17 protein-coding genes are annotated in these 17,661 nt (G+C 32.7%); 11 read left to right on the top strand and 6 right to left on the bottom strand.

Annotated elements, in window-relative coordinates; translation table 11 throughout:
• Nucleotides 1–27 precede the first annotated feature (27 nt).
• The gene (locus tag PTSHG_RS07070) at nt 28–1,452 is read right to left on the bottom strand and encodes a TraB/GumN family protein (protein WP_019108196.1); all 1,425 of its coding nucleotides are present in this window, start codon (nt 1,450–1,452) and stop codon (nt 28–30) included.
• Nucleotides 1,452–2,531: a pyridoxal phosphate-dependent aminotransferase gene (locus tag PTSHG_RS07065; protein WP_019108195.1), complete on the bottom strand. Its 1,080-nt coding sequence runs from the start codon at nt 2,529–2,531 to the stop codon at nt 1,452–1,454. Before PTSHG_RS07065 ends, PTSHG_RS07070 begins: the two co-directional genes overlap by 1 nt.
• Before the next feature lie 87 nt (nt 2,532–2,618).
• On the opposite strand from PTSHG_RS07065, the gene PTSHG_RS07060 reads away from it, so the two are divergent.
• From PTSHG_RS07060 to PTSHG_RS07035, 6 genes are all read left to right on the top strand, one after another.
• A complete protein-coding gene (locus PTSHG_RS07060; protein WP_019108194.1) occupies nt 2,619–3,617 on the top strand; it encodes a threonine aldolase family protein in 999 nt (332 codons plus the stop codon).
• Between the two features lie 8 nt (nt 3,618–3,625).
• Nucleotides 3,626–4,261, top strand: a complete 636-nt coding sequence (locus tag PTSHG_RS07055; protein WP_019108193.1) for a hemerythrin domain-containing protein — start codon at nt 3,626–3,628, stop codon at nt 4,259–4,261.
• A gap of 193 nt (nt 4,262–4,454) precedes the next feature.
• Nucleotides 4,455–5,501 (top strand): Fic family protein, encoded by a 1,047-nt coding sequence (locus tag PTSHG_RS07050; protein ID WP_019108192.1) that lies wholly within the window; start codon nt 4,455–4,457, stop codon nt 5,499–5,501.
• 112 nt (nt 5,502–5,613) lie between these two features.
• Nucleotides 5,614–8,361 carry a heavy metal translocating P-type ATPase gene (locus PTSHG_RS07045; protein WP_019108191.1) on the top strand — a complete coding sequence of 916 codons (2,748 nt, stop codon included), beginning with the start codon at nt 5,614–5,616 and terminating at the stop codon, nt 8,359–8,361.
• Nucleotides 8,358–8,627 (top strand): metal-sensing transcriptional repressor, encoded by a 270-nt coding sequence (locus PTSHG_RS07040; RefSeq protein WP_019108190.1) that lies wholly within the window; start codon nt 8,358–8,360, stop codon nt 8,625–8,627. Before PTSHG_RS07045 ends, PTSHG_RS07040 begins: the two co-directional genes overlap by 4 nt.
• A 7-nt stretch (nt 8,628–8,634) precedes the next feature.
• Nucleotides 8,635–9,096: a hypothetical protein gene (locus PTSHG_RS07035; RefSeq protein WP_019108189.1), complete on the top strand. Its 462-nt coding sequence runs from the start codon at nt 8,635–8,637 to the stop codon at nt 9,094–9,096.
• A gap of 47 nt (nt 9,097–9,143) precedes the next feature.
• Here PTSHG_RS07035 and PTSHG_RS07030 read toward each other — a convergent pair whose 3' ends face one another.
• Nucleotides 9,144–10,544 carry a phospholipase D family protein gene (locus PTSHG_RS07030; protein ID WP_019108188.1) on the bottom strand — a complete coding sequence of 467 codons (1,401 nt, stop codon included), beginning with the start codon at nt 10,542–10,544 and terminating at the stop codon, nt 9,144–9,146.
• A gap of 122 nt (nt 10,545–10,666) precedes the next feature.
• Here PTSHG_RS07030 and PTSHG_RS07025 point away from each other — a divergent pair, with 122 nt between their 5' ends.
• From PTSHG_RS07025 to PTSHG_RS07015, 3 genes are read left to right on the top strand one after another with little or no spacing between them, the layout of a single operon-like run.
• On the top strand, nt 10,667–11,056 hold the full coding sequence (locus PTSHG_RS07025; protein ID WP_019108187.1) for a GntR family transcriptional regulator: 390 nt from the start codon (nt 10,667–10,669) through the stop codon (nt 11,054–11,056).
• Nucleotides 11,046–11,888 carry an ABC transporter ATP-binding protein gene (locus PTSHG_RS07020; protein ID WP_019108186.1) on the top strand — a complete coding sequence of 281 codons (843 nt, stop codon included), beginning with the start codon at nt 11,046–11,048 and terminating at the stop codon, nt 11,886–11,888. The genes PTSHG_RS07025 and PTSHG_RS07020 overlap by 11 nt, the downstream gene beginning before the upstream one ends.
• On the top strand, nt 11,885–12,538 hold the full coding sequence (locus PTSHG_RS07015) for an ABC-2 transporter permease (protein ID WP_019108185.1): 654 nt from the start codon (nt 11,885–11,887) through the stop codon (nt 12,536–12,538). Before PTSHG_RS07020 ends, PTSHG_RS07015 begins: the two co-directional genes overlap by 4 nt.
• Nucleotides 12,539–12,585: 47 nt before the next feature.
• On the opposite strand, the gene PTSHG_RS07010 is transcribed toward PTSHG_RS07015, so the two are convergent.
• Together PTSHG_RS07010 and PTSHG_RS07005 are read right to left on the bottom strand one after the other, a co-directional pair.
• Nucleotides 12,586–14,430 (bottom strand): ABC transporter ATP-binding protein, encoded by a 1,845-nt coding sequence (locus tag PTSHG_RS07010; RefSeq protein ID WP_019108184.1) that lies wholly within the window; start codon nt 14,428–14,430, stop codon nt 12,586–12,588.
• Nucleotides 14,417–16,153: an ABC transporter ATP-binding protein gene (locus PTSHG_RS07005; RefSeq protein WP_026088864.1), complete on the bottom strand. Its 1,737-nt coding sequence runs from the start codon at nt 16,151–16,153 to the stop codon at nt 14,417–14,419. Before PTSHG_RS07005 ends, PTSHG_RS07010 begins: the two co-directional genes overlap by 14 nt.
• Nucleotides 16,154–16,320: 167 nt before the next feature.
• Between PTSHG_RS07005 and PTSHG_RS07000 the strand changes: the two genes are divergently transcribed.
• Complete coding sequence (locus tag PTSHG_RS07000; protein ID WP_019108182.1) at nt 16,321–16,560, top strand: CDIF630_02480 family spore surface protein; 240 nt, start codon at nt 16,321–16,323, stop codon at nt 16,558–16,560.
• A 41-nt stretch (nt 16,561–16,601) separates the two neighbouring features.
• Entirely contained in the window at nt 16,602–17,153 is a 552-nt protein-coding gene (locus PTSHG_RS06995) for a phosphatase PAP2 family protein (RefSeq protein WP_019108181.1), read from the top strand.
• Here PTSHG_RS06995 and PTSHG_RS06990 read toward each other — a convergent pair.
• Complete coding sequence (locus PTSHG_RS06990; RefSeq protein ID WP_019108180.1) at nt 17,127–17,564, bottom strand: nucleoside deaminase; 438 nt, start codon at nt 17,562–17,564, stop codon at nt 17,127–17,129. The genes PTSHG_RS06995 and PTSHG_RS06990 overlap by 27 nt on opposite strands.
• Nucleotides 17,565–17,661 lie beyond the last annotated feature (97 nt).

Below are 17,661 nucleotides of genomic sequence, written 5' to 3'. Positions count from 1 at the left end.
TTATAATTTTTGCAAAATTTTAAATTTTTATTTTTCTACAACTTTATAGCCCATGTTCTTTAATATTCCTGTAACTGAATTGTCTGGTACTAAGTGAGCTGAGCCAACTAGGATGAAGTAAGTGTTTTTTCCATCTTTTTTGAGCATAGTGTCTATTTTTTTTGCCATGCCCTTATCTCTTTCTTTTAAAAGAACCTCGTTAAATTTTTCTGAAGCTTCATCGCCTTCTTGAGATAAAATATTTTTCATTTTGGCTTTGTCGCCCTTTGTCCATGCGTCTAAGAGATTGTCGAGTCCGGCATTTATATTTTTGTAGCCATTGTTTTCGATTTCAGTAGTGAGTCCCTCAATCATCTTAATATAAGAGGCATTGTCAAAGTTTGACAAAAGATCTGATTGAAATTTTATAGATTCAAGTTCGTCTATTTCAATTTTATTTAATAGACTTAGGGCAAGAAAGTAAGATTCAACGCCATAACTTGCATTTGCAGCAGTACCTGATGGATCAACTGATAGGGTGTTATAAACTGCCCATGGTCTTATTTTTTTAACATGGTCTTCAGTCATTCCAAAAACTTCAAAGATTTTTAGAACTCTTTTGTAAAGGTCTTCTCCTAGGTCATCTTTCAAGGTTTTTCCATCCTTATAATAGATTTTTTCTTGCATTGCTTTTGCTTCATCTTTCTTGGACAAATCTATTTCCATATAAATCTTGTCAGATGATTTTAGTGCATTTACAATGTCTTTATCAATTGGATATAGTGAAGACTTGCCAACGTGAATTGAGCCAAGCATATAAACCTTATTGCCCTTGTTTTCTATTTCGTAGAAAAATCCTTTTGAGACTTTTCCTTTATCTTGTAAAACTTTATTTACAGCACGATTGTAAAGTGAAAGCATCTCTTGTAGAGGAATTTTTTCATTTAGATATTTTTCATCAACGGAACCCAAAAATATTTTTGAATCTCTTAAATTTTTAATTTCAAATTTCTCATCATTTAGAAGCTTTGAAATTGAGTTTAGAGTTTCAAGTCGAGATAAATCTTTGAAGTTAAAATCTTCAGCAGTTTCTATTCCTCTTTCTTCAATTTTTTCTTTTGCTAACTTATAAGAAAGCTTGGCATCATCAAGTGTTGTTGCTTTAGTAAAATCTTTGCCTTCAAAAAAGTTTTTTGCAGGATAAAGTCCCATAAATTGTGCATCGTTTAAATCCTTTGTTGCCCAAGGACTAAATATTGGACTTTTTTGACTAGATATATCACCTTTTTTAGATTTAACTTCGTGAGCTTCTTCAATTTTTTTGTCTAAAGTATTTTCATTTTCCTTTATTTTTTTATTTTCAATTTTAACTTCAGTGACAAGTGGAGCATCCACAGCAGCAAAAGTCATATTTGGAATCAATAGTGTTGGAACTAAGACCAAGTTTATCAAAAGTTTTTTTATTTTTTTCATTACTTCACCTCTTGGTAAATTTTTCTTAATTTATTTAAAAGTTTATCATTTGCTTCATCATCTAAGATGCAAAGTCTAAAGAAATTTTCATCTAAATTTTTAAAAGTTTTACAATCGCGAAGGACAAGTCCATCTTCTAAAAGCCTATTTCTAAGTTTTGTTGCATTAATTCCATCTAAAATTTTTATTAAGATAAAATTGCCAAAACTTTTGTAGGGCTTTAAATTTTTTATTTTAGAAAGTTCATGAAAGATGTAATCTCTTCTAGTAGTCATGAAATAAAAAACATGAGAAATATATTCCTCATCAGAGAACATGACCTTGCCACAAATTTCTGCCACAGAATTTATTTGCCAAAGGACTTCTTTATCCCTAAAGTAATTTAAAAGATTTTTATTTGAAGAAAGTCCATAGCCAAGTCTTATGCCGGGAAGGGCAAAAAACTTTGATGTTCCTCTTACTACTGCCAGATTTGTATAATTTTTAGTCAAGCTCGTGGAAGAGTAAATAGACATATCTGTGAACTCTATGTAGGTTTCATCCACTAAAATTTTTGCATCAGTTTCTTCTAAAATCCTTTCTATGTCATCTCTTTTTAAAATTGTGCCAGTTGGATTATTGGGATTTGCAAAGACAAGGAACTCAACATTTTTTTCTCTTATTAATTTTATTAAGTCTTCTAAATCAATTTTAAAATCATTTTTTTCTTCTAAATTGTATTCTATTATTTCTGAATTTATTTTTTTTAGCTCGTTTTCGTATTCAGAGTAGCAAGGCGAAAGTATCATAGAAATTTTTGGCGCAAAAAAATTTATTACATCCTTTAAAATTTCCGTAGAACCAAGTCCTAGCACTATATTGTCAATATTACAATTGACATAATTTGAAATAGACTGCCTCAAGTCTATGTAGTCGACATCAGGGTAGGCTGAAAGTAAATTCAAATTGTTTTTTAGCTCCTCTAGAGCTTTTTTGCTAGGCCCAAGGGGATTTATATTCGAAGAAAAATCCCTTATGTCTTTAATCTCTATGCCATTATTTTTTGCAATGTCAAAAACATTTGCTCCATGACTGTTCATCTAAACACCTCCTCCCTATTGTACCCTATTTGGTAAAATTTTTAAATTTAATATATAATATTGGGTAAGAAAAGGTTGAGGTGGCTTATGAATAATTTTAGAAATGATTATAGCGATTTTGGTTCGAGAGAAATTTATGAAGAGATAAATAGAATTTTTGACGAAAAAATTTCTGGATACGGGACTGATGAAATTTCAAATTCTGCCAGAAAATTAATTTTAAAGGAAATAGGACAGGATGCTGATATTGAATTTGTTTCTGGCGGCACTGCCACAAATATTTTGGCGACTACTTTTGCTCTAAGACCCTACGAGGCAGTTTTGTCTGCATCCACTGGCCACATAACTCATCATGAGACGGGATCTATTGAGGCAACTGGACACAAAGTTGTGACAATAAAAAGTTCTGATGGCAAATTAAGGGCAAGTGAAATAAAAGATTTAGTAGAAAATCAAGCTGGCGAAGTCGATGTAAAGATAAAAGTTGTCTATATTTCTCAAACTACAGAAGTTGGAACAGTTTATTCTCTTGATGAATTAAAAGAAATTTACGAAGTTTGCACCGAAGAAGGTCTCTATTTATACATTGATGGTGCGAGAATTGCTCATGCTATAGCTACAAATAATACCGAATTATCAGATTATGCAAAGTATTCTCATATTTTTTCTCTTGGCGGAACAAAAAATGGTGCAATTTTTGGCGAAGCTCTAGTTATTTTAGATGAAAACTTGAAAAAGGACTTTAGATATTATCTAAAACAAAGAGGAGGAATGATGGCAAAATCTTTCTTAATTGGTCTATCTTTTAAAGTCCTATTCCAAGATGGTTTATACTATGAAAATGCCAAGAGAGCCTATGAGATGTCAAGGCTTCTTGTTGATGGACTAAAGGAAATGGATAGAGAGCCACTTTTTGGAGAGTCAAACCAAATTTTTATAAAGTCAAGTCCAGAGGAAATTGAAAAATTAAAAGAAGAAAATATTTTTGAAATAGACAATGTTAAAGAATCAATAATTAGACTCGTGACAAATTATAGAACTAGCGAGGAAGATGTGAGAGGATTTTTAAATTCTCTTAAAAATTAGGAGGAATTATGTTAGAAAGAAATATGACAGTTGAAGCTGCAGTAATGGAAAACCCAAAAGTTTTACAGGAACTTCAAAAACTTGGTGCAGAATATGATTTTATAGCCATGGAAAGTCTGGAAGATGCCTTAAAATCTCTTGGCGAAAATTGTGATGCCTTTATAAAGAGACTTGAAGGCAGAACTGACTTTAAGGACATGGATAGAGTTAGAAAGATGAGTAAGGAAGAACTCATTCACTACATCGTTGATGAAATTCATCCTTATGAACTGGCAACAACAGAAAAAATTGACGAAATTTTTAGGGGAGCAATAAAAAAATATTACAGAGAAAGAGGAGAACAACTTTTTGTAATTTACGAAGTCCTTTTATTAATTAAGGCAGAACTTGTTTCCCACTTTTCCAGCGAAGAAGAGTTTGAATTTAAAGATGCCTTGGCAGGAAAAGATGTAGACTTTGAAAATCTTCTTGCAGAACACGAAAAGACAATTGGACTTTTTGACAGAATAAAATATTTAACTCGCGACTACAAAATGAAGGCAGAAGAGCCAGAAGTACAAGAGCTCAACAAACTCATGGGCGAACTTGACGAGGACATGAGAAGACACATTTACATCGAAAACGAAATTTTATTTAAGATGTAATTTATAATTTAAAAAATTTTTCAATGGTTTAGCCTTTGGCTAGACCATTTTTTTGCCCTTATGAATTTTCTATCCTTCCGAGGATGGATTTATATCATTCCGATTGGCTTGCTATTATTCCCATGAAAATTATCACCTAAAAATAGATTTATCGCCTAAAAGATGCTATAATTTAGGAGATAAAGGAGTTTTTATGCGAAAATTTGATTACAGTAAATTAAGAGAAAAAAAGTGGGATGCTGAAATATTAAATTATATTTCAGAAATAAGCGAATATAAGGGAAGACAAGAGCTTTTTTTGAGTCAAAAGCCAAAAGTCCTAGAAAATCTTGTAGAGCTTGCCATAATACAAAGCACACAAAGTTCCAATGAGATTGAAGGAATAAGGACTACAGATTCAAGGATAAAAGACCTTGTCATGAAAAAAGTTGCTCCAAAAAATCGAGATGAAGAAGAAATTCTTGGTTACAGAGAAGTTCTTTCCACGATTCACGAGTCATATGATTACATTCCAATTAATTCAAAAATTATTTTACAACTTCACAGAGACCTCTACAAATATTCAAATAAATCAATTGGGGGAAAGTTTAAAAATACTCAAAATTATATTCAAGAGACTAAGAAAAATGGAGAAAGCTTTGTAAGATTTACGCCTCTTTCTCCACTTGAAACACCTCTTGCAATAGAAAAAATTTGCCAAGAATACAATAGAGAAATTGACAAAAGAGAAGTAAATTCTTTAATATTAATCCCTATTTTTATTCACGATTTTTTGTGTATCCACCCATTTAACGATGGAAATGGTAGGATGTCAAGACTTTTAACTACTTTGCTTTTATATAAGTTGGGTTATGTTGTTGGAAGATATATAAGTCTTGAAGAAAAAATAGAAAAAACTAAGGGGAATTATTATCAAGCTCTAGAAAAAAGCGGACTAGCTTGGCAAGAAAATTCCGAAAATCCAACCCCTTTCATAAAATATATTTTGGCAATAATACTTGCTGCTTACAGGGATTTTGAGGACAGAGTTAATATTTTTGACACAAAACTTTCTGCCATTGACCAAGTTAAAATAGCCATAGACAAAAAAATTGGCAAGTTCACAAAAAGCGAAATAATGGAGCTAACGCCTGGAATTAGCAGGGCATCAGTGGAAAATTCGTTAAAAGAATTGGTAAATAAAAATATAATTGAAAGACATGGAAGTGGAAGGGCAACTTATTATACAAGGACTGATTAGAGCAGCTATGACTGCTCTTTTTTATTAAGAACTATTATCAGATACTTGTAAAAAAATAATCCCAGTGTTATTATAATAAGAAGAATACCCCATAGGGGGTGTGGGAGGTAATATGGAAAAGAAATTTGATGTAAGTGGCATGACTTGTGCATCTTGCGTCGCCAATGTCACAAAGGCTGTAAAAAAACTTGATGGCGTAAGTGATGCAAATGTAAATCTCATGACCAACTCAATGAAAGTATCTTACGATGAAAATAAAGTTAATGATAAAAAAATAATTAGTGCAGTTGAAAAAATTGGCTACGGTGCCAAAGTGGCTGGCGAAAAAATTTCAGGAGAAAATAAAAAAGAAGACAGAGAAGGGCATTTAAAAAATAGACTTGTGTCTTCTCTAGTTTTTATGCTTATCCTTATGTATGTAGCCATGGGTCACATGGTCCATCTTCCAAGTCCTATGATTTTTCACGGAAGAGAAGGGGCAATAATTTTTGCCTTCACACAATTTCTCTTGGCACTACCAGTAGTCTATATAAATAGAGACTTTTACATCTCTGGTTTTAGGGGACTAAAAAACAGGGCGCCCAACATGGACTCTCTAGTTGCCATAGGTTCTGCTGCAGCTCTTATTTATGGGATTTTTGCAATTTATATGATGGCTTATGGCTTTGGTCATGGCGACTTGGATTTAGTTGATGTATACAGAAAAAATTTGTACTTTGAATCTTCTGCCATGATTTTGACTTTAATAACTCTTGGCAAATATCTTGAAGAAAAATCTAAAAACAAAACTAGATCTTCTCTATCGAAATTAATGGATCTTGCGCCAAAAACAGCTACAGTCCTTGAAAATAATGAAGAAGTTCAAAAAAATATTGAAGATGTAAAAGTTGGCGATGTAATAATGGTAAGACCAGGAGAAGCTGTTGCAGTTGATGGGAAAATTATTGAGGGCACATCTTCCCTTGATGAATCTGCAGTAACTGGCGAATCTATTCCAGTTTCAAAGTCAGTAGGCGACAGAGTTATCTCTGCCTCTATTAACACAACGGGGTCCTTTAAATTCATAGCAGAAAAAGTTGGCGAGGACACAACAATTTCTCAGATAATAAAATTAGTTGACCAGGCAAATGAATCCAAGGCTCCCATTGCAAAATTGGCAGATAAAATCGCAGGCATTTTTGTGCCAGCAGTTTTAATTATTTCTGCCCTTACTTTTATAATTTGGGCGAGCCTTGGCTACGGCTTTGAAAGTGCTCTTAACTTTGCAATTTCTGTCCTCGTAATCTCTTGTCCTTGTGCCCTTGGACTTGCAACGCCAGTTTCCATTATGGTGGCAACGGGAAAAAGTGCAGACTTTGGACTCCTCTTTAAGAACGCAGAAGTTTTGGAAAATCTTCACAAGATTGATGCCATTGTTATGGATAAGACGGGCACAATCACTGAGGGCAAGCCTAAGCTTACAGACATATTTACGGACTTAGACCAAGATGAATTTTTAAAAATTGCCGCATCAATTGAAAAAAATTCACAGCACCCATTGGCAACTGCGATTTTAAATTATGCTGATGAAAAAAATATAAAAATTTCAGAGGTAAAAAATTTTGATTCAGTTAGCGGAAGAGGTCTAAGTGCAGACTTAGGAGGCAAAAAATATTTTGTCGGCAATAGAGAATTTATGGAAGAGGAAAAGATTGATATAAAGGACTATGAAAGGAAGGCAGAAAAACTTGCAGGAGAGGGCAAAACTTCCATGTACTTTGCCAATGCAAGTGAAGTCATTGGAATAATTTCTGTAAAGGACCTTCCAAAGGAAAGCTCCAAAGATGCCATTGCTCTTTTAAAAGCCATGGGCAAAAAAATAATAATGCTAACTGGCGATAACAAAAAGACAGCTTTAGCCATAGGGCGAGAAATTGGTGTGGACGAAACTTTTGCAGGTCTACTTCCAGATGAGAAAAATAAAAAAATTGATGACTTGCAAAAATCTGGAGACAAGGTCCTCATGATTGGCGACGGAATAAATGACGCGCCATCCCTTGCCAAGGCTGACATTGGCATGGCAATAGGTCACGGCACAGATGTGGCAATAGAGTCTTCCGATGTGGTCTTAATGAGGTCAGATCTCTTAGATGTTGTCTCTGCCCTTGAACTTTCAAGCGCCACAATAAAAAATATAAAGCAAAATTTATTCTGGGCATTTTTCTACAACACAATTGGAATTCCACTTGCGGCAGGTCTCTTATTCCCAGTCTTTGGAATAAAATTATCGCCAATGTTTGGCGCCTTTGCCATGAGCATGTCCTCAGTTTTTGTTGTGAATAATGCACTAAGGCTAAGAAGATTTAAGCCAAGGGGTATAAGTTCTTTGGAAGAAAAAACTCATGAAAAGGAAAAAAATCTTCATGAAGAAAATGTAAAAATTGAAGAAGAAAATAAGCTAACTACAATAAAAGTAGAGGGCATGATGTGTGAGCACTGCGAAAAAAGAGTAAGTGAAGCACTAGAAAAAACTGGCAAGGCAAAAAATGTCCTTGCCAACCACGAAGAGGGCACAGTAAAATTTGTCGATAGCGGAATCACTGCTGAAGAAATAAAAAAAGCAGTGGAAGAAGCAGGTTATAAAATTATTAAAAATAAAGGAGAAGATAGTATGGAAAAAATTTTAAAAGTTGAAGGAATGTCTTGCATGCACTGCGTAGCACATGTAAAAGAAGCACTTGAAAAGCTAGAAGGCGTAAGGGAAGCCGATGTAAAGCTAGAAGAAAAGAGAGCAGAAGTAAAAATGGACAAAGAAGTTTCAGATGACTCCCTTGTAAAGGCAGTGGAAGGCGCAGGTTACTCTGCAAAAATAGAAAAATGAGAGCAGAAAAAGATGTGCAGCTTAGAAAATTAAAAACTGTCAGGGGACAAATTGATGGCCTTATAAAAATGGTTGAAGATGACAGGTACTGCCTAGATATCTCCAACCAACTTATGGCGTCAATTTCCATCTTAAAAAATATAAATAAGGATGTCCTGACAGCCCACCTAAGGGGCTGTGTCAAAGACTCCTACTCCAAGAGCCAGGAAGAAATTGACGAGAAAATCGAGGAGATTAACACTATAATAAACAAGTTGTCAAAGTAGGTGTGATATGAAATTTAAAAAAATATTTTATTTGTTAGTAGTCTTAATTTTTCTCACAGCTTGTAAGAAGGACCAAAGTCACGAGATAAAATTTTCCACTGGAGAAGTTTATAAATTTGAATCTTTAAGCGTGGAAGTAATTGCAGATGAAGAAAAAATGACTACGAGAGAAATATTTTCTTCTAAGGATAATGAAGAAAAGTTAAAAGAAATAATTAGTCTTTTAGAAAAGTGCCAGGCTACAGATCCAGGCTATGGCTATGATTCTATCCCAGATTATCAAAGTTTAATTATTAAACTAAGGGATAAAAATAAGGAAGATACAATTTTTATGTACGACTCAAAAAGAGATAGAGACACAAAAAAATTTCACTATTCTTTATATGGCAGTCTTGGAAAATATGATGGGGCTTGCCTCTTATCAGATGAGGATTTAATTTCAGAGATAAAATATATAATAGACAAATAAAAAAAGATCACGGTAGAAATTACCGTGATTTTTTAATGTCTAAAATTTTACCAGGTACAAAGGCCTGTCTTTTCTTGAATTTTCCAGAGGATTCTCATGAAAAATCTCTTTTCATAATGATCTTCAAGAGGAAGAGTGTAGTCTCCGCCTTCATTATTCCAAAGCCTTTCAAAATATTTTTCCATTTCTCTTGGTATTTCAGAAGATTTTTCCATTTCAAGAGCCAGATTTGTCTCCAAATTATAATTGTCTAAGTTTCTCCTTGTGTAGTTGGCAGAGCCAAGTATGGCAAGGGGATTTTTGTCCTTGAATTTAAAATAAATAAATTTCGTGTGGAACTGCTCCCCAGAAGTTTGATACCAGCGAATATTTATTTTTGGATAGTCTTCCTTTAATTCGCAGAGGGCAGGTCTATTGGGCGACCCATTTTTTTCTAGACCAAAGGCATCTTTGTTTAAATCAGCGATAATTTTTACATCGACGCCGCGTTCTGCTGCTTCGCCAAGGGTTTTTAAAATCCTAAATTCAGAAAGATAAAAGATTCCAAGCTTTATTTCGTCGCCCTTTTTTGTTTCTTTTATATTTTTATAAATTTCATCAAAGATTTTTCCTTCACTTATAACTTTTAATTTGTAAGGAGAAGTTACTTCTTCTGCCTTAAAATTTTCTATAACATCAGGTAAATTGTCAAAAAATATAGATTCAGACTTAATCAAATCTTCCATGGCCTTGCCGCGAAAGACCAAGGCAACATTGGAGTGATAAGCAGAAGGGTCATGTGGGTTTGCAGAGGCAACTATGGCTTCCTTTTCTGAAATGACAACTTTTCTGTGGTTGCCCTTAAAGTTTGCCAGCTTTAAAATTGACCTCACATTAACTTTTTCTCCGTCCTTGTCAAAAAAGTTTTTTATCCAGCCACTACCGCTTGTTCCAAACCACTTGACATAGGCTCTGTAGCCTCCAGATAAAAGAGGGTTGGAGTCGCGCATTTTATTTAAGTCAGTGACTAGGACATCAATTCCATTTTCACGAAGCTTCTTTAAATTATTTTCTTCATAAGCACCGTAAAAATTATTTATAGGATCTGTTACAAATAAAATTGGCATGTCAGGATTTTCTTTTTTCTTTGCCACTAAAAGGTCCGTCATCTCTTCCACTTGATTTGGAAAGTCCATGGACTTGTCATACTCGTCATTGTAGAGGAAAAAATCAATCATGAGAAATGTTTCGGCATTTTTTATAGTTTCCATCTCGCGCTTAAAAATTTCCTGCTCATAAATTCTCTTGCCATCTTTAAGATAAGTTAAATCATATAAAAATTTACAGTCAGCATCTTTAAACTCGCTGGACACATTAGTGCCAGGGGGATTTTTTGTATTTAAGCTGTATAAAATTGGAATACAAATAAGCAATAAAATAAGTATCATAATTATCTTTTTCTTTTTCAAGGCGACCTCCTTTTTTCTCATTATACCAAAATTTAATAATAAACTTGCAAATAAAAATTTATAAAAAACAAATTGACAAGTGTTATAGACTGTTATATAGTGTTATATAACAAGGAGGCAAAATGAAAATTATTTTAATAAATGGATCTGCTGTTCCTCTTTACGAGCAGATAAAAAATGCAATTAAAGAAAATATTTTAAAAAATAAAGTTTCTGAAGGCCAACAGCTTCCTTCTGTGAGGACTCTTTCTAAAGATTTAAAGGTAAGCATCTTGACAGTTAAAAAAGCTTACGATGAGTTGGAGGAAGAGGGCTTTGTTGAATCGAGACAGGGACTTGGCACTTTTGTCGCAGCTAAAGACTCTGAAGTAAAAAGGGAAGAACTTCAAAAGAAATTAGAAGAGCATTTGCAAGAGGCAATAAATTTGTCTATCCAGCTAAATTTAGACAAAAAGACAGTTTTAGAATTATTTGAATTTTTTTACAATGAGGGAGTGGATTATGACAAATAAAATTGAAGTTAGAAATTTGAAAAAAACTTATGACAATTTTGTCCTTGGGGAAAATTCCTTTGATATAAAAAAGGGATTTATCACTGGATTTATTGGGAAAAATGGAATGGGAAAGACAACTACAATAAAATCACTCTTGTCTTTAATAAATTACGATGGAGAAATTTTTATCGACGGCGAAGATGCAAAAAACTTAAATTACCTTCAAGATGTTGGAGTAATTATGGATGAATCTTTTCTTGCCAAGGACTGGAAAATTTCCATGGTAAATGATGCAATGAAGTGTGGCTATGAAAATTGGGACCAAGAGAAATTTTTCACATACATCAAAAATTTTGGCATTGAAAAAAATAAAAAAGTTAGAGAATTATCTCGCGGAATGAAAATAAAGCTCATGTTTTCAATTGCGCTTTCTCACAAGGCAAATCTTTTAATTTTAGATGAGCCAACAAGTGGGCTTGACCCAAGTATGCGAGATGAACTCACAGATATGTTAAAGGAATTTGTGGAAGATGAAAATAACACAGTGCTTTTTTCAACACACATAACAGAAGATTTAGACAGAATTGCTGACTATATTATTTTTATCGACCATGGAAAGATTGTTGAGGACTCTAGTAAAGAAGACTTTTTGGAAAAATATTTTGTTTTAATGGGCGGAGCAGAAGATAGAGATCTTTTGAAAGACTTTGATCTTCTTGGCATAAAAACAAGTGACACTTCCTTTGAAGCCCTTGTAAAAAATATTGAGAGAGGAAAAATTCCAGAAGAATTAATTGTTGAAAAGCCAGACATAAATAAAATTTTAGTTTTATATGGGAGGAAAAAATGAAAGATATTAAAAAAATAATAAAGTTAGATTACATTTCAATAGTGCCCTATTTTACTTTAAAAAATTTAATTATAATGATTTTTTTATATTGCTTTTATTTTGTTGTGAGCAAAAACCCAGCCATAGCAATTTCAATGCCCCTAATATTTGCTATAATTTATTCATCTTATCCTTTTTTAGTTGGAGATGAAGCTGGATTAGATGCTTTATATAAAATTTTTGGAATAAAGAATAGAGATGTTGTATTTGGAAGATATATATTTGCAATAATTTTATTTTTATTTGCAGTAATAATTGGACTTATATTTACACTATTATCTTTATTTTTATCTAAAAATCTTGAAATGGGAAATATATTATTAATTTATACATCATATTTTCTTGTTTATATAATTATGATTTGCATTCAATATCCAATATTTTTTAAATATGGATACACAAAGGGGAGGACAATTTATCTAATACCAGTTATAATAATTGGAATTTTAGGATTTTTAGGAAGTTATTTTGACGAAACAAGTAAAAAAGTTTTGTCAGCAATAGAGAACAATAAAGTTACAAGTTTTGGAGTATTTTTATTAATTTTTATAATTATAATTTTTTCATCAATAAAGATTTCTGAAAAGAATTATAACAATAGAGATTTCTAAAAAAATAAGGTGTTGGAAAAATCCAGCACCTTGTTTTATATATAAATTTATTCGTCAAAGCCACCTGTGTAGAGCTTGTAATAAATTCCTCTCTGTTCTAGCAAATCTTTGTGGTCGCCTCTTTCTACGATTTCTCCATTTTGAAGAACTATTATTACATCGGAGTTCATAATTGTGGAGAGCCTATGGGCTATGACAAAAGTTGTCCTGCCCTTCATGATTTCGTCCATACCCTCTTGGACGATCTTTTCTGTACGGGAGTCAATAGATGATGTGGCCTCGTCTAGGATCATAACTGGCGGATTAAATATTTCTGCTCTTGCAATGGAAAGAAGTTGCATTTGTCCTTCGGAGAGCTCGCCGCCTGATCCAGTGATAAGAGTCTCGTAGCCATCTTCTAGGTTCTTTATAAAGTCATGAGCGTTAGTTCTCTTTGCAACGGCAATAGTTTTATCCATGTCCAGGTCATCTACAGAATAATTTATATTTTCTGCAATTGTGCCAGTAAAGAGATGGGTGTCTTGTAATACCATGCCAAGAGATGAACGTAGGTCAGCTTTTTTTATTCTCTTAATGTCAATGCCATCAAAGGTAATTTCGCCACTGTCAATGTCATAAAATCTGTTGATCAAATTTGTGATTGTAGTTTTTCCTGCACCAGTTGCACCAACAAAGGCAACTTTTTGTCCTGGTTTAGCGTAGAGATTTAGATTTTTCAAAACTTTATTTTTGCCATCATAGGAAAAAGAAACATCATTAAATCTTATATCGCCCAAAAGCTCTCTGTACTCATCTGTATTTAAGTCATGCCAAAAATATTTTTCTTCTCCATCAATCTCTCTAATAACTTTTTCCACATCGCCTGAATAATTTTCTGGCTCAACTTCTAAAAAGTCGAAAATTCTTCTTGCTCCTGCAAGGGCAAGGACAACAGAATTTATATTGCCACCGATTTGTCCCATGGGACCAGTTATAGTTCTTGATAGTTGCAAGAAAGAGGCAACTATACCAACAGTTATTCCATACTTTCCAGAAACAGCCATTAGTCCACCAACTAATGCAAATAAAATATATTGGAAGTTTCCAATTCCAAAAATCATTGGGAATAAAAATAGTCCCAATCTGTTTGCTATCATTGTGTTATTCATTAATTCATCGTTAATTACTCTAAAATCTTCTCGAGCTACATCTTCATGATTAAAAACTTTTACAACTTTTAAGCCGTCAGTCATCTCTTCGAGGTAGCCATTAGTTTTTGCAAGTGAATTTTGTTGATTCATAAAATAATGTGAAGACTTGCCTCCAATTACATTCATGACAAAAATCATAAGTCCCACTGTAAAAATTATTACAAGTGACAACAAAAAGGATTGCGAAAACATTGCAACGAGAACCATGATAATTGTCATCATAGAAGAGACAAAAGAAGGAAATGATTGCGCAATCATATCGCCCAGTGCCCTTACATCATTTGTGTAGTAGGACATAATATCGCCGTGACTTTTCTTATCGAAATAAGACACTGGAAGAGCTTGCATCTTTTTAAACATCTTTTTTCTCATGTCGCCAAGAGTATTTTCAGAGATATTTACCATTATTCTTGAGTACGCAAAAGATGAAAGAACTCCAAGCAACAAAAATATTCCCATTTTTATTAACAAAAAGAGCAAGTTTGAGAAGTCAGGCAGGTCCATTTTTAAGAGTGGAAGTACATAGTCATCAATTAAAAATCTCATAAATAGGGAAACAGAAATTGTGGCAAATGATGAAATTATTACCATTATAGAAACTGCAAGGAGTTTAAATTTGTGCCTTTTAAAAATAAATGAAAATAATTTTTTTGCAGCAGCTTTATTTTCTTTAGATGTAATCTTTGCCTTATTCTTTTGCATCAAAATCACCGTCACTTTCTTGAGTTTCATTAATTTCTTTATAGATTGGACTATTTGCAATTAGATCTTCATGAGTGCCAATTGATTCAATCTCGCCAGCATCCATTACAAGGGTGTAGTCAGTATTTTTCAGTGACTTTATCTTTTGTGAAATCAAAATTTTTGTCATGTCAGGTCTAAGTTTATTTAAAGATTCAATTATTTTTTCTTCAGTTTTGTTGTCAAGAGCAGAAGTTGAGTCATCCATGATTAAAATTTTTGGGTTTTTCAAAAGAGACCTAGCAATGGAAATTCTTTGCTTTTGACCACCAGAAAAGTTTGTGCCACCTCTTTGCACATCCATATCTAAATCTTTTTCTACATCAATAAAATCATCGCAAGATGCAATGTAAAGTGCCTCCTTTAAGTCATCATCACTTAAATTTTCATTTGCCCACTTTAAATTCTCGCGAAGAGTTCCAGTGAAGAGTTGATTTTTTTGTAGGACGACAGAAACCTCATCTCTTAAAGAAACTAAATCGTAATCTTTAACATTTTCTCCTGCCACATATACAGCTCCACTACCTGCATCAAAGAGCCTTGCTATTAAACTTATTAGGGTGGACTTGCCCGAACCAGTTGGTCCAATTATGCCAACATAATCGCCAGAATTTATTTTTAAATTTATATTCTTCAAAACTGCCTTGTCCAAATCTTTTGAATAAGAAAAGTAGACATGGTCAAAAACAATTTCGCCATTTTTTACATTTTTAACTGGATTTTCTGGGCTAACAATGCTTGGAGAAGTTTCTATTACTTCATTAATTCTTCTTATGGAATTTCTAGCAATAGTAATTTGTACAAGAATCATTGAAAGCATCATAAGAGAAATCTGAATTTGAATTGCATAAGTTACAAGCCCTGTAAGAGCACCTGTAGACATATTGCCAGCAACAATATAGTGACTTCCAAGCCAAGCAATTAAAATAGTCATGAGATAAGTTGAAAAGTTCATTAGAGGATTTGAAAACGCAAGAAGTTTTGATGCTTTGATGTAGTTATTTTGAAGTTCATCAGAAATATCGTTAAACTTTTTTATTTCCTTATCTTCTTTAACAAAGGACTTTACAACTCGAATTGCAGATAAATTTTCAGACACATCTGTATTTAATTTGTCAGTGATTTTAAAAACTTTTTCAAAAATTGGATAGGCTCCTTTTATTATTAGACCCATGCCAATACTAATAAGTGGAATTATAATAACAAAGGTTGGTGCAAGTTCCTTTGAAAGTTTAAAACTCATTATGAAACAAAAAATTAGAGTGAGAGGAGATCTTATTGCCATTCTTATAGTCATTTGGAATGCCATTTGTACCATTTGCACATCAGTAGTCATTCTCGTTATAAGAGTGCCTCTCTTAAACTTATCCATGTTTTCAAAGGAAAATTTTGTAATATTATCGAACATAGAATAACGCATATTTTTTGCAAGACCACTTGATGCCTTTGTTGCAAGATAGCCAGATATTATACCAGCAGAAATAGATATTGTCGCAAAAACTAACAAAATAATTCCGTACTTTACTATGCGTTCACTTGAATTTTTAAGTATGCCCTCGTCTATAATTTTTGTCATGTAGAAGGGAATTGCTGCATTCATTAAAACTTCTAACAAAACAAAAAAAGGCGAGAGCAGTGCGTGCTTTTTATACTCGCCTAAATTATCAAAAATAACTTTCAATATTTAACACTTCCTATTATTGATTTAATATATTATTTTTACCCAAAAAATATGACTTAAACAATTTATTCAAAATATTATAATACTTTATTTAAATGAATTGAAATTGATACTTCTTTGTACTAATATAATATTAAGAATGTTTTATTATTGATTAATGGAGGGAAAATATGACAGACAATAAAAAAGAAAAAGATTTAATTGAAAATTCAAAAACTCTTTCTGATGCAAAAAAGAAACAAATGAAAGCAAATATGGATCAACAAAAACAAATAAATTCAGAAAACAGACCAGATTCTGATGTTTATGCTAAAACTAGAGGAAAAGATCCAGAAACTGGAATTGAAATTCCAACTGAAAATTCTGTTGAAGAAGCAAAAGAATGGGTTGACAACGAAAACAGAATGTAAAATATGGCCTAGTGATAGGCCTTTTTTCATAAGAGGTGCAAATGGATAAAAAATTTTTAAATTGGCTACTTGGCATAAGGACTGATACATTAAATAGATACATGATTGCAATTACACATCTGGGGACAGGGGGCGCAATTTGGCTCTTCACTACATTTATACTCTTTTACCTTGGATTTAGAATTGAGAGCATTAACATTGCCCTTGCCTTAATTTTTAATGGCATAATATGCAATCTACTTTTAAAAAATATTTTAAAGAGAAAGAGACCTTCATGGATTTCAAAAGTTGAGCTTTTGATAAAAAATCCAACAGATTTTTCCTTTCCATCAGGTCACGCATCTTCATCCTTTGCGGCCGCTTTAACTATTTACTTTTACTTTAAGGGCATGGGAATATTTTTCCTAGTTGTTGCAATTTTAATTGCCATATCTAGAATTTATCACTTTGTCCATTATCCCAGTGATGTAATTATTGGTGCCATCCTTGGCATAATAATTGCCATAGTTACGAAAAATAATTACGATAAATTTATATTAGACTTTTTGCAAACAAATGCTGCCTTTTTATTTAGACCTCTTCCTAAGCTCTGAGAAAAAGTCAGTTATTAAATTTGCACATTCTCTTTCCAAGATACCAAACTCATAACTTATCTCGTGATTAGTTATGAGTTTTTCTATTTTTTGGTGAGAAATAACTGCACCAAACCTTTTGTTTCTGGCACCAAAATATAAATTTTTTATGCGAGAATTTAAAATTGCACCTACACACATAAGGCAAGGCTCGAGAGTTACATAGATATCACAGTCTTCCAAGTGATAAGAACTTAAAAATTTTGACGCCATATTTATAGCCATAATTTCTGCATGAGCAAGAGGAGAGTGAAGGGCTTCCTTTTTATTGTAGCCATAGCCAATTATTTTATCATTTTTTACGATTACACATCCAATAGGCACATCATCTGATAAAAGTGAGTGCTTTGCATAGTGGATTGCCTTTTTCATATACTTAATTTCCATAAAAATATTATAGCAAATAATAATTTTAAGTGAAGACTTGGACTTTTTACTTTGATAAAAGAATATAAGAAAAATAGTCACT

The sequence above is a fragment of the Peptoniphilus senegalensis JC140 genome (genome assembly GCF_000321025.1).
GTDB lineage: Bacteria > Bacillota > Clostridia > Tissierellales > Peptoniphilaceae > Peptoniphilus_A > Peptoniphilus_A senegalensis.
This window is presented reverse-complemented; position numbering and strand designations above follow the sequence as displayed.